Below are 12,875 nucleotides of genomic sequence, written 5' to 3' on the forward strand. Positions count from 1 at the left end.
TAATAATCCTCCATATAATAGTATTTTAATATTCCCCATGTATTAATTGTGCTGCGACCTCGTCGTACACCCACTTGATGGGAATATGATGCTCCCTAGCTGCCTTAGCGGCATCTTCGTACTCGGGCCCTTGGTGGATAATCTTCTGATCTTGCCAAGCCTGCTTCACTTTAATCGTTCCATATTTCGTAACCACTGAGATCCATTTGCGATCTAGTATTTTGCGAGACCATTCGCTTTTACGAACTCCAAAGGTTGTCGTCTCTCTTAATAGCGTCTCTTCACATTGATCCACATGATCTGGTAAAGATAATACAGTCACTAATACACCAGGTCTGTTCTTCTTCATGTAAACGGATGTGTAAAATACATCCAGTGCTCCTGCTGCCAACAAACGCTCCATCGCGAAAGCCATCATCTCACCTGTACTGTCATCTAATTGAGCTTCAAGAACTTGAATCGTCTCTCTCTGGCTATACTCATTGTGCTCTATTAGACATACACGCAGTACGTTGGGATGGGCAAAGTCTTTCGTTCCAGCGCCGTAACCCATTCTTTCGATTGGCGCTGCAGGAAGTAGTCCAAAGCGTGTCGCTAGAGCCTTTAGAATTCCTGCTCCAGTGGGAGTTGTCAATTCACTCTCTACAGCAAAGTCATCCAATGGAATACCCTGCAGGATCTCCAATGTAGCAGGAGCCGGAATAGGGTATAGCCCATGTGCCATTCGCATCCTTCCTCTTCCAGTCGGAACAGGCGATGATTCGATAATATCAATATCGAGATTCTCAAGTGCCAGACACACGCCGATGATATCAATGATAGAATCCATCGCACCTACTTCATGGAAATGAACATCTTCCGGGCTCATGCCATGAATTTTACCTTCCGCAACAGCAATCGCTTGAAAGATTCGAATACTTCTATGCTTCACGCGTTCCGGTAATGAGGATTCCTCAATATCCTTAATAATTCCCGAAGCCTTACGATGGACATGATCGTGACTGTGGCCGTGATCATGGCTATGATCGTGACTGTGACTGTGATCATGGCTATGATCATGACTGTGGCCGTGATCATGACTATGATCATGACTGTGGCCGTGATCATGGCTATGATCATGACTGTGGCCGTGATCATGACTGTGGCCGTGATCATGACTGTGGCCGTGATCATGGCTATGATCGTGACTGTGGCCATCAGCCTCTTTTTCAAATCGGAGAACTAGCTTCTTAGCCGACATCCCTTGCTTCACAACAGTTTCAACATGCATTTCGAATGGATCAAAGGGAAGGAGTTTCAGGTGATCTCGGATATATTCGATATCTGCTCCTAGATCAATCAAGGCTGAAAGGGCCATATCTCCAGCAATCCCTGCGAAACAATCGAAGTATAATACTCTACTCATTTATCGCTCGCCTCCGCTACCAATTGTTGAATAATGGCTGCGTTATATCCCGCGCCGAAACCGTTATCAATATTAACTACTGAAATCCCTGCTGCACAGGATGTCATCATTGATAATAGGGGCGTAAGACCTTCGAAATGGCAACCATATCCTACGGAAGTAGGTACTGCGATAACCGGTCTTCGCACAAGACCACCTACAACACTAGCCAATGCCCCTTCCATACCGGCAACTACTATAACAACATTAGCACTTTGAATGTTCTCGCGATGCGCAAGCAATCGATCAATCCCTGCAACACCAACATCATAGATTCGCTCTACTTTACAACCCATCCACTCGGCAGTGATGGCCGCTTCTTCTGCAACAGGCATATCCGAGGTTCCCCCACTTAGTACGGAAACTTTCCCTAAGAAAAGACGCTTCGCTGTTCCATAGGTGAAGATTTGTGGAATAGCTTGATAGACTCCCTCAGGGAATAACTCCATCAATTCAGCGCCTATACTTGGCGATAAGCGAGTAACCATAACACGACCATGTTTCTCAATGAGACGTGAAACTATGATTGTAATTTGTTCCTTAGTCTTTCCAGCGCCAAACACAACTTCGGGAAATCCCGTTCTTTGTTCACGGTCCGTATCTAGCTTACAGAACCCCAATTCCTCAAACGAGCTCATAGCTGCCTCCTTGTTCCAATACGCGATTCATGCTGCCGCTTTTATAACCCGAAAGATCCATCGTTATAAATTCATAGCCTATCTTACGCAATTGGTTCGTAATTTCAGTTCCCATCTCGATCAGATGAGTCATTTCATTGGGTTCAACTTCAATTCTGGCAATATTATTATGCGTTCGAACTCGAACCTGACGGAATCCTATAGATAGAAGATAATCTTCTGCTTGATCTACTTTGCTTATGTTCTTAAGTGTAATCGTCTCCCCATAAGCAATCCGTGAAGACAAACATGCGAAGGATGGTTTATCCCAGTTCGATATTCCGAGCTGCTTCCCAAGCTCTCTAATCTCAGGTTTGAATAAGCCCACCTCTTGTAGCGGTCCGCGAACTCCATACTCTCGAGCTGCCTTCACGCCTGGTCTATGTTCACTCATATCATCTGCTATGAGGCCAAATACTAAGTGATCAAATCCTTCTACACTGTCATTAATATCGGGTAGTAACTCTTCGAACAGATTTTTTTTGCAGAAATAACAACGATTCTGTGTGTTCTCCACATATCCCGGTATTGCTAGCTCAGACGTATATACTACTTTATGCGGTGCACCTAACTCTATAGCAATTCGCTTCGCGTCTTTCAACTCACGAGAAGGGTATGTCTCCGAATCTGTTGTGACAGCCAATACATTGTCCGTCCCAAGTGTATCCAGTGCCACTTTTAGTAAAAGTGTGCTATCCACACCACCAGAGAATGCCACTACTACTCGCTTCATTTCAGCTAATGTCTTTTTTAGTTGGTCATATTTATGCTGTAGTTCAGACATTTCCTCACACCTTTCATTCCATTTAAGAACCCACGAAGTTTTAAGTTGTCATTTCCTTAATACTAGTAGAATCCGACATTTGGAATTTGGCAATTTCCTTATAGCTATCTTTCAATTGGCTATAGACTTTCAGATATATAGGTAGTAACTGTTGATAAAGTTGATGATTCTGCTCATTAGGTACATAGCGCACGTTAGAAGAGCCTTCAGAAGATGAGATTGGATCTATTAGATCATCGATCACACCCATTGCATAAAGACCTAACTTAGCAGCACCAAGCCCTGAGCTTTCTATGACTTCAGGCACTTCAACTGGAATTCCTAGAACATCCGCCATAATCTGACAGATAAGTTCAGATTGGACAACACCACCCGAAGCTCTTATGATGGTTGGCGTCACGGAAAGCCGTTCCATCAAAGACACAATCGAACCGATTTGAAAGATCATGCCCTCCATCGCTGCTCTTAGCATATGAGATTTATGATGACTCATCGATAGTCCAAAGTATACGCCTCTTGCTTTGGCATCCCAGAAAGGTGCCCTCTCACCTGTTAATAGTGGCAGAAAGAGAAGTCCATTTGCCCCTGGAGGCGCCTGTTTCGCTATTTCTAGAAATGAAGTATATTGTTCCAAATGATGCCGACCTAATGGTGCTAGCCCATCTGAGAACAATTGATCCACTGTCCACCGAAGTGCAACGCCACCGTTGTTCGAAGCTCCTCCAATGACCCAATAGTCCTCAGTCAGCGCGTAGCAGAACAATCGACCTTCAGGATCAAGTGTTGGTTGGCGAACAACCGCACGAACGGCACTACTCGTTCCAATCGTTACAGCAGCTTCCTTCGAATCCATCACACCGATTCCAAGGTTAGCAAGTACACCATCTGACGCTCCAATAACAAATGGCGTATCCTGATTCATCCCAATCTTAGATGCGTATTCAGGATCTAATCCCTTGATCACATATGTTGTGGGAACGGGTTCAGATAACTGCTGCTTACTTATTCCTGTCACTTGAAGAGCCTGTTCATCCCAATCCAATTGATGAATATTGAACATCCCTGTGGCACTTGCAATTGAATAATCAATCTTGTATTCCTTAAACAAACGATAGAATATATATTCTTTGATACCAATAAATTTAGAAGCCTGTTGATATATTTCTGGTCGATGTTCACGTAACCAAATCAGCTTCGTCAAAGGAGACATCGGATGGATTGGGGTTCCCGTATTCTGATAAATGGATTGCCCCTTCCCATTGCTGATCAATTCTTCGGCTGCTTCAACACTTCTCTGGTCTGCCCATATGATGCTTGCGGTCAATGGTTGGTGTTGCTCATCCATGACGATAAGACTGTGCATAGCTGAGCTGAATGACACACACAAGATATCATCTGGATGAACTCCCGATGCCACAATGACTACATTCATCCCATCAATCACGGCTTGAAAGATTTGCTCAGGGTCTTGTTCTGCCATATCCGATTGCGGAACATCAAGTGGATATGCAATTGAATGTACTTCCTTGACTTGCCCTGTACGATCGATCAACAATGTCTTTGCACTTGTCGTACCGATATCTACAGCAACTACAAAATTGGGTTCATTCATCATTTACTTAGATATCCCTCCTGGTCAAACTCCCATTCATAAGGTTCACTAATTATCTCTATGCGAGGGTTATTCCTCACTTCATCAAGTAAATTTTCAGAAATCTCGATTTCGCCCAAATGTAGCGTATCTCGAATTCTTGCTAATCTGCATGTGGTGAAATCAAGAATATTGCAAGTTTTGACCGCTGCTTTAATCGCATCTCGATCATTGCTAAGTGTTGTTGCCTGTTTCGTAGGAGCACATACCGTAGAAGTCAGACCATTGGCATAAGTAGCTATCCAATCAGCCTTACTCACTAAGCGTTGCGTCGTGAAATCTGCTGTACCTACACCATTCGCATTCCCCTGTGACTCTTCCGTTAAATCTAGGACAACCATCTTGTTGATCTCAGGTCCACCATGCGCATAAGGCGTTGGATAACGACCAGTCACGTTAGGATCCATACCATCTCCACTAATATTTTTACCAATATAATCTATCACTAGTACATCTAAATTAGAGAATAAAATTTGTGGCAAACGTCTTTTCGCTTCGAGAAGAAGTTCTGGTTCGCGTTCTTCCATCTCTGTTGCTGGAACGACCTCAATTCTACATGTTTCATCATAAGCATTCTCAATCAAAGCAACTCCGAATACGATCGGTAGCTTAGCAATCATTCTAGCAGCCATTGCCGGAACGTTCTCTGCCATGTATTTAAAGCCTAATTGATGTGTTGCTTCTGCACCTTTTTGTTTACCCAGACCAATCGCGATCATCTTCAGTAGTCCACTTTCAATGGTACCCCGGAATGCTGTATGCGGCTTCACACGATTAATTACGATAATGGCATCTGCCTCTGTTGCTGCTATTTTGTCCACATACACAGGTAATCCATTAGGAAGTGTATCAATCAATACAACATCCATAGATGATCGAATCGGAACGCCCATACTCTGTTCATCTATTCCTAGATGCGCAAGCACATCACTCTGTCCTTGATCTGTCGCACCGCCGTGGCTCCCCATGCAAGGAACGATAAACGGTTCTGTTCCCGCTCGTTTCAATTCATCAATCACACATTTCGTTATTTCATCAATCTTGTATATTCCTCGACTACCTACGGCAACAGCAACTTTACTCCCCGTAGCAATAGTAGCAATACATCCCGATTCATCCAACTTCAACTTTAGTTCAGCAATAGGATCAGCTAGCTTTGTAGCATCGAAATGTTGACGGATCTTCACCATGCGAGGCACAGGGATGTCCTTCAGCATTTGACTTAACAGGTCGCTACTCATATTGTCATCGCTCCAAATCCACCATCTACACGAATTAACGCTCCCGTAACGAATGAGGACGCTTTCGGAGAGGCTAAATAAATAATAGTTCCCTGTAATTCTTCAGGATTACCAAAGCGATTCATCGGTGTATGGTTCATAATAGACTCTGTCCGTTCTGGTGATAGAATCTTCCGATTCTGTTCAGCAGGGAAGAACCCTGGAATAATCGCATTCACTCTAATCTGATGCGGAGCTAGCTCACGGGCTAGAAATTTCGTCACACTGTTCACGCCTGCTTTGGATGCAGAATAGGTGAACACTTTGGATAATGGCGGATCAGACGAAACGGAAGATATATTAATGATCGATCCACCTTTTCCTTGATCAACCATTTGTTTACCAAATATTTGACTAGCCAATACGACACTCTTCAGATTGACATCCATGATCTTATCCCACTCATCCATCTCAAGTTCAAAGAAAGGCGTCGGACTATTCGCCCCAGAGCAGTTCACCAAAGTATCGATACTTCCTGTCCATGCTAACACTTGATTAAGCACTTCTTTTAACTGATCTTCTACTGTTACATCCGCTTGGAATACTTGGGCTTCTCCGCCTGCCTCTTCAATTCGTTTCTTCACGTCATTTGCCTTCTCAAGATTACGTCCAACGATAGCTACTCGTGAACCTTGAGCCGCTAAAGCTTCGGACATTGCTCCTCCAAGTACGCCGTTCCCACCTATAACTACTGATGTTGTATCTGTTAGATCAAATAAATTTATAATAATAGTCCCTCCTAATTGTTATGTTGCTATACTAACGCGAATAACAACGTTGTTATTAATCATAATAACCCACTTTATATATACTGTCTACCTCTTTACAACAAATAAATAACTTATCGTTTTGGATCGTCTATGTTATAATAACAACGTTGTTAATTGTAGGAGGGATAAATGAAGTGTCCGTTACGATTAAAGATATAGCCGAACGAGCAGGGGTAAGTTTTTCCACTGTTAGCAAAGCACTTAACGACAGTCCACTTGTGCACAATGATACGAAACAAAGAATACTAGATATCTCACTCGAATTGGGATATCAACCCAATACTGCTGCTCGTAGACTTGTATCGAATAAAAGCTGGACAATTGGCGTAGTATGGCCTTCAGTGGAAAGGTTCGCTCCATCTGCTCTCATTACTCGAATCAATAATGAAATGGCCAAACATAATTATACAACACTGTTATCTATTAATCAGACAGATTTGGCTATTGAGACCTTCTTACGATTACAGTGTGATGCCATACTAGTATTCTACGATCGAGAAGGTGATGAATTACAGAACTTTACTAAGCAATCATCTATTCCAATTCTTTATTATGGCGTAAATGGATTAACCCCTTTTACAACGATTGATGCCACACGAAGTAAAGCTATTGAGCTTGCTGTTGAGCATTTAGTCGTACTAGGTCATCAACGTATTGCTTATGTAGGAAATACGAATTCAATAGATCCTTTACAATCTGAGAAGGTCGCTACCTTCACTGAGCAATTGACCAAATATCATCTACCTATAACTATGGAATCTCTTCTTCCCATGAATAGTCTGGACACTTATGAAGGTTATATGACTACCAAACAATTACTCGTCTCTCCAAATCGGCCAACCGCCATCATCAGTGGGAGTTATGATCTGACTAAGGGGATCTTGCGTGCTGCTACTGAATTACAAATTCAGGTTCCAGAACAGTTATCGATCATTAGTTATGATAATATTCAACAGATGGAAGAACTTGAAGTACCTATGACAGCGGTAGGCGTAGCTTTAGCAGAAATTGTTGATACGACGGTGCAAACCTTACTTACGATGATTGAGCATAAGGAACCTGTACTCTCCATTTATTTGGAGCCAGAGCTAGTTATCCGCTCATCCACATCAATACCTGAAAAAATTTAATTCTTGTCCGCAAACGACATAAAAATAACGGATTTCATACGTATTTTCTACGTTGAAATCCGTTATTCCTCTATTCATTTCCTTGAAGAATTCCTGCAACGGGGGTGACACCGAAAGCCTTTGCTAAATCAATCAATTGCTGGTCCGTTATTTTTTGTTTAATGGGATGATGAGCTACTAACATATATATTTGCGCAGCCTTTTCTACCGTTTCAATCAACCCAAAAGTTTCATCCAACGTAGATCCTGTTCCGAATATGCCATGTTGCGGCCAAATGACAATGCGATGATCCTTCATCTTCTTCGCTGTTTCCCGCCCGATCTCATTACTCCCAGGCACCATCCAAGGAATCACACTAACACCATCAGGGAAAATAACGATACATTCTGTACACATCTCCCATAGCGTCCGAGTAAACAGTAATTCATCCAGATCATGAATAAAAGTCATCGCAAGTGTGTTAGTAGAGTGTGTATGCATGACAATTCGATGTGTTGGATCTACTTGTAACCTTTCTATATGACTCATGAAGTGGGATGCCAGCTCGCTTGTTGGAACTGCTCCATCTTTTAGTCCCCACACAATATCAATGCTATCGCCCGTCGATGATACTCGAATAACGCCTAGATTCGACTCAGGATCCGTGATCATATTTTTAAAATACTTGCCCGATCCCGTTACTATGAAGTATTTATCTGCTAATGGCTCAACTGGAAAGGTCAAATCAATCGTCCTGCTCACTCTCTGTGTATCGATATATTGGCTAACTTCGGACTCATCTAACAAATAACTAATATTCCCTCCGTTACGTTCGTCCCAACCCAATCTCCACATATGATAAGTAATATCCGCCATTTCACGTATAAAAGGTACTTCCATTGTTGACACATAGCTCCGCGCTGGTTCATCAACCTTCAATGTTAAAGTCACAATAGTTCTCTCCTTTATAGAGGTTTATACATTTATCCTACGTTTACGAATCTTTATTGTCAACACGACAATCATAATTAATGTTGTTTTATATTTTATTTATGTATTTTTAATGACAACCAAAGAAACAATGTATCGGTAATCACTTAAAGTTGCTAAAATTAAGATGATTGTTCTATTGTAATTAATTAGAAAGAGTGGTGTCACTAATGTTAGCAGCTGAGAGAAGGCAACGAACGATTGACCTTATTCATCAAGATAAGCGCGTATTGGTCGCCGACTTAAGTAAAATGTTTGATGTCACAGAAGAGACCATTCGTCGAGATTTAGAAAAGTTAGAGAAAGAAGGAATTGTAACTCGTACTTACGGTGGAGCAATGCTGAATCGACACACGAACGAGGATCTGCCCTATTCAACTAGGAATACGATTAATATGGACATGAAAAGAGATATTTCCTTAAAAGCTCTACATTTAATTCAAGATGGCGATACGTTAATGGTAGATCCCAGTTCAACGGCATTCGAATTTGTGAAGACATTAAATAATAAAAACAATCTCACAATGATCACGAATTCCATTAATATTCTGTCTGAATTTCCCAATACCAACTTGAATATTATTTCAACTGGGGGCTCTTTGCGATATCGTTCACTTTCATTAGTAGGACCTATTTCTCAAGAAACAGTGCAGAAATATAACGTAGATACAGCTATTATCAGTTGTAAGGGGCTTTCCCTCGACAAGGGGATTACAGATTCCAATGAACCTGAATGTGAATTGAAGAAAACGATGCTCAAACAAGCTAACAAAGTTATTCTCCTAGCTGACCACACGAAATTTGATAAAGTTGCCTTTGTAAAGCTAACTGAACTAAATGTCATCCATTATATCATTACAGATCAGAAGCCCTCCAATCCGTGGTTAGAGCGATTGGCGGAGCTTGATATTGAAGTTATTTATTAAACTGTTAGGAGGATGAATATTATCCTCCTCTCTTTAGGAGTTCCCCCAATTTACACTTACATGTAATCCTTCCAACTATTATTGTTTGTTGACAAGATAAGTAACCATTGGTTATTATATTACCATCGGTTACTAACCAGTGGTTATACAACGTTAATTTCTCAATAGGAGTGCTTATCAGAAATGTTAACTAAACAGGAACTTCGTTCACAAGAGACGAAGAAAGAAATCATTAAGGCGGCTGGACAGCTGTTCTCTACCCAAGGGTTCGATTCGGTTACGATGCGAGAAATTGCCAAAGTCGCAGGTTGTTCCCATACTACGATTTATATTTATTTTAAGGACAAAGAAGCATTACTCCATCAGCTCTCTATGCCCCCACTCGAAGCATTAAAAACGCAACTGAAGAATATCTCGCTACAAATAAATTTATCCCCTGAAGAAAGGCTTAAAACCATCAGCCTTGAATTTATTCGTTTTTGCTTGCTTCATCGGAATATATACACAACCTTTATAGCTGTAAAGTCATCGCGTGTGGACCAAAAAGACTCAGCGAATGAAATTAATACAATGAGGATTTCTTTGTTTACATTTCTGGAGGAAGCACTTCAATATTGCTTGACCATTGAGGGGAATGATGAACTTCTCTTGATGTATACTCGCATCTATTTCTTCACCTTGCATGGCATCGTAAGTACCTATACCCATTCTGAAGAATCTCTTGAGAGCTTGATGGAAAGACTGTTACCTACTTTTGAAGAAGCGATTGAGGTGTTATTGATTGGTATGCAGGAGAAATTAAAAGGAGTGAACTAAAATGAAAATAACACAAATTTCAGATCATATTTGGAGTTTGAAAATATGGATAGTGATTCCGATTCACGTGTGGGTTGTTGTTAACGAGGAAGGAGTAACCTTGGTCGATGCAGGGATACCCTTCATGGCCAAAGGTATTCTTACATTTATAGAAAAATTGGATGCAGGACCACTGACAACCATTCTCTTAACCCATGGTCATGGCGATCATACTGGAGCCATCCAACGAATACTAGAAGAAACACAAGTCCCTGTATTCGCCCATCCGATTGAGATTCCTTATATAGAAGGAGAGCTTCCCTATCCTCGTAGAAAAAAGGCAGCGATCACCGTTGCTAAGCAACTCACGCAAGCCCTTCCCGAGAACGAGCACGGGATACTTCAATCCATTGGGGGATTGACACCTTACCACACCCCAGGTCACTCCCCCGGTCATGTCGTCTATTTCCATCCGGAGGATCAAGTGCTGTTGGTTGGAGATTTATTCACAGCTAAAAAAGGTGAACTCCGCAAACCAATGGCGATGTTTACCGCCGATATGGCTGAAGCCATCCGAAGCAGTTCCATTGTCCGTCAATTGAGACCACTCCGACTTGAAGTCTGTCATGGATCAACCGTTCTCCGACCTGCGGATCAGTTAGACACGTATTTAAAGTCTTAGGAAGTATCGATTTCTACACAACGTCATACTCAACAAGCCAACAGTCTCTTAATTCACCTTCATGCCATTCATGTTTCTCAAGCAGTTTCTTTTTCTCAAACCCATTCTTTTCGTATACCCTCAGAGCTCTAACATTCCAAGTCTGAGGGTCCATAACAATTTTGTCCGCGTCTTTATTCGTGATTAGATAATGAACCATCTCTTGTATCAAAACTGAACCGATACCTTGATTCCAATATTCAACTTCGCCTATGAATTGATCCATTCCATATGATGTGGACGGTCACAATCATCCCATTTATTCTCCTATTTAGTGTATCTTAGCCGTCCAACCAAACATTTGTCGCATACAAACAATGAACGATGGATGAAATAAACCCTCCGATCGATGAGCTGGGGTGATACATCCAACTCTTCCTTGCCCGTAAGTATGAATCCAACCAGCGGGTGCCTCTCCATCTTTCGAGCTGGAACGCAAGAATACATTTGTATTGGCTTCGTCGCATTTCACAAAATAATGTTCATCGAGGAATGAGAATGATCCCCTATTCATCTCAAGCCCTGATACCAGCTCTGAATTCACTGTCCATGGAATAGACTTGTCCAAGACTGGATGATAAGTAACTTCAGCATTTTCTGCTGGATGGTAAAGAAAGAATCCACGTAACATTTGTACATATTCGGAATCCTCATCATAAGATGCCATTCCGGCATGCCACGCAATCCAAGCTCCACCTTGTTCTACATACTGTACAATCTGCTTTGAGACTTCTGGTGTCATCCAACGCAGTTCAGGTTCGTTCTGTGGATCTACTCTGTTTTCTGCAAACAGAATAGTTATATCCGGCTTGTCATTCAGCCGTTCACTTATCCAACTGGTTTCACAAAATTCAAGCTGAACCTTCCCCTCCGCGATGAGCGGAGAGAGAATTTCAGTCAACGATTGTTGGATCAGGGCAAGGTCATGGTAAAAGTCCCCCACTATAGCTAGTACCTTTTTCATATCGGCAAATCTCCTTTCTGTACTTGAATGTATATGTTAGAAAGGCATCGGTTGACCTTTATGATCAACCATCCAAGCATCATCTGGCAACTTCACTTTCCCCTCGATCATATCTAATATCCCTCCGGCAGTATCCTCCGGATCCCCCGGTGCTTGGTCTCCACCCATTTGCGTCCGTATCCATCCTGGATGAATTGAGATAACACTGAATCCTTCCGGTGTTAATGCATTCTTTAACTGAGCCGAGAAGAAAGTCAGAGCATTCTTAGATATCGCATACGGATAATCCCCACCGTAAGCACTAGTGAAGCATCCTGATTCGGAGCTTACATTGATAATACAAGCATTTTCACTTCGACGAAGTAAGGGCAAGAAATGCTTAATCATCTTCATCGGACCGTAGACATTAGTCTCCATCGTCTGTTCCATATCACTAAAGTCTAAAGATTCAATAGTCTCATCACGGGCGATAAGAATGCCTGCATTATTCACAATTACGTCAATATAGTCCATTTCAGACTCAATCGTTTCTTTTGCCTGAAATATCGAATTCTCATTCGTTACATCCAGTGGAACAATCGTAAGTGTCCCCGTGCTAGTATCTAATTCGCGTAGTTGTACATCATCCCGTTCCGGGTTTCTACTTCCAGCTATGACATCATGTCCACGTAACAATCCTTCTCGAACCGCAGCGTAGCCCAATCCTTTTCCAGCACCTGTTATTAATATTCTCATGGCGTATAATCAGTCTCCTTCAATCTAT

13 protein-coding genes and 1 pseudogene are annotated in these 12,875 nt (G+C 41.9%); 4 read left to right on the plus strand and 10 right to left on the minus strand.

The window, feature by feature from the left end; all coding sequences use genetic code 11:
* Positions 1-25 precede the first annotated feature (25 nt).
* The 6 genes from larC to AC1TO9_RS06960 are packed head-to-tail and all read right to left on the minus strand — an operon-like array spanning position 26 to position 6,561.
* On the minus strand, positions 26-1,405 hold the full coding sequence (larC, locus tag AC1TO9_RS06935) for a nickel pincer cofactor biosynthesis protein LarC (RefSeq protein WP_482058704.1): 1,380 nt from the start codon (positions 1,403-1,405) through the stop codon (positions 26-28).
* A complete protein-coding gene (gene larB / locus AC1TO9_RS06940) occupies positions 1,402-2,082 on the minus strand; it encodes a nickel pincer cofactor biosynthesis protein LarB (protein ID WP_482058705.1) in 681 nt (226 codons plus the stop codon). Before larB ends, larC begins: the two co-directional genes overlap by 4 nt.
* Complete coding sequence (larE, locus tag AC1TO9_RS06945) at positions 2,069-2,905, minus strand: ATP-dependent sacrificial sulfur transferase LarE (RefSeq protein ID WP_482058706.1); 837 nt, start codon at positions 2,903-2,905, stop codon at positions 2,069-2,071. The genes larB and larE overlap by 14 nt, the downstream gene beginning before the upstream one ends.
* Positions 2,906-2,945: 40 nt before the next feature.
* Positions 2,946-4,520: a gluconokinase gene (locus AC1TO9_RS06950; protein WP_482054117.1), complete on the minus strand. Its 1,575-nt coding sequence runs from the start codon at positions 4,518-4,520 to the stop codon at positions 2,946-2,948.
* Positions 4,517-5,797, minus strand: coding sequence for a nickel pincer cofactor-dependent isomerase, group 22 (locus AC1TO9_RS06955; protein WP_482058707.1), 1,281 nt, complete (start codon positions 5,795-5,797; stop codon positions 4,517-4,519). The genes AC1TO9_RS06950 and AC1TO9_RS06955 overlap by 4 nt, the downstream gene beginning before the upstream one ends.
* A complete protein-coding gene (locus AC1TO9_RS06960) occupies positions 5,794-6,561 on the minus strand; it encodes an SDR family oxidoreductase (protein ID WP_482054493.1) in 768 nt (255 codons plus the stop codon). The genes AC1TO9_RS06955 and AC1TO9_RS06960 overlap by 4 nt, the downstream gene beginning before the upstream one ends.
* A 179-nt stretch (positions 6,562-6,740) precedes the next feature.
* On the opposite strand from AC1TO9_RS06960, the gene AC1TO9_RS06965 reads away from it, so the two are divergent.
* Entirely contained in the window at positions 6,741-7,736 is a 996-nt protein-coding gene (locus tag AC1TO9_RS06965) for a LacI family DNA-binding transcriptional regulator (RefSeq protein WP_482054119.1), read from the plus strand.
* 70 nt (positions 7,737-7,806) lie between these two features.
* Here AC1TO9_RS06965 and rhaD read toward each other — a convergent pair whose 3' ends face one another.
* On the minus strand, positions 7,807-8,616 hold the full coding sequence (gene rhaD / locus AC1TO9_RS06970; protein WP_482054494.1) for a rhamnulose-1-phosphate aldolase: 810 nt from the start codon (positions 8,614-8,616) through the stop codon (positions 7,807-7,809).
* A 260-nt stretch (positions 8,617-8,876) separates the two neighbouring features.
* Here rhaD and AC1TO9_RS06975 point away from each other — a divergent pair, with 260 nt between their 5' ends.
* The 3 genes from AC1TO9_RS06975 (at position 8,877) to AC1TO9_RS06985 (ending at position 11,109) form a co-directional block, all read left to right on the plus strand.
* Complete coding sequence (locus AC1TO9_RS06975) at positions 8,877-9,632, plus strand: DeoR/GlpR family DNA-binding transcription regulator (RefSeq protein ID WP_482058708.1); 756 nt, start codon at positions 8,877-8,879, stop codon at positions 9,630-9,632.
* Between the two features lie 183 nt (positions 9,633-9,815).
* Positions 9,816-10,448 (plus strand): TetR/AcrR family transcriptional regulator, encoded by a 633-nt coding sequence (locus AC1TO9_RS06980; RefSeq protein ID WP_482054121.1) that lies wholly within the window; start codon positions 9,816-9,818, stop codon positions 10,446-10,448.
* Between the two features lies 1 nt (position 10,449).
* Positions 10,450-11,109, plus strand: coding sequence for an MBL fold metallo-hydrolase (locus AC1TO9_RS06985; protein WP_482058709.1), 660 nt, complete (start codon positions 10,450-10,452; stop codon positions 11,107-11,109).
* A gap of 13 nt (positions 11,110-11,122) precedes the next feature.
* On the opposite strand, the pseudogene AC1TO9_RS06990 reads toward AC1TO9_RS06985, so the two are convergent.
* The 3 genes and pseudogenes from AC1TO9_RS06990 to AC1TO9_RS07000 all read right to left on the minus strand — a co-directional run.
* Positions 11,123-11,380, minus strand: a pseudogene (locus AC1TO9_RS06990) (GNAT family N-acetyltransferase); the annotation flags it as partial.
* 39 nt (positions 11,381-11,419) lie between these two features.
* Positions 11,420-12,112 carry a ThuA domain-containing protein gene (locus AC1TO9_RS06995; protein ID WP_482058710.1) on the minus strand — a complete coding sequence of 231 codons (693 nt, stop codon included), beginning with the start codon at positions 12,110-12,112 and terminating at the stop codon, positions 11,420-11,422.
* A gap of 36 nt (positions 12,113-12,148) precedes the next feature.
* The gene (locus AC1TO9_RS07000) at positions 12,149-12,847 is read right to left on the minus strand and encodes an SDR family oxidoreductase (RefSeq protein WP_482054124.1); all 699 of its coding nucleotides are present in this window, start codon (positions 12,845-12,847) and stop codon (positions 12,149-12,151) included.
* Between the last annotated feature and the right edge of the window lie 28 nt (positions 12,848-12,875).

It is taken from the genome of Paenibacillus sp. Y916, assembly GCF_056786435.1.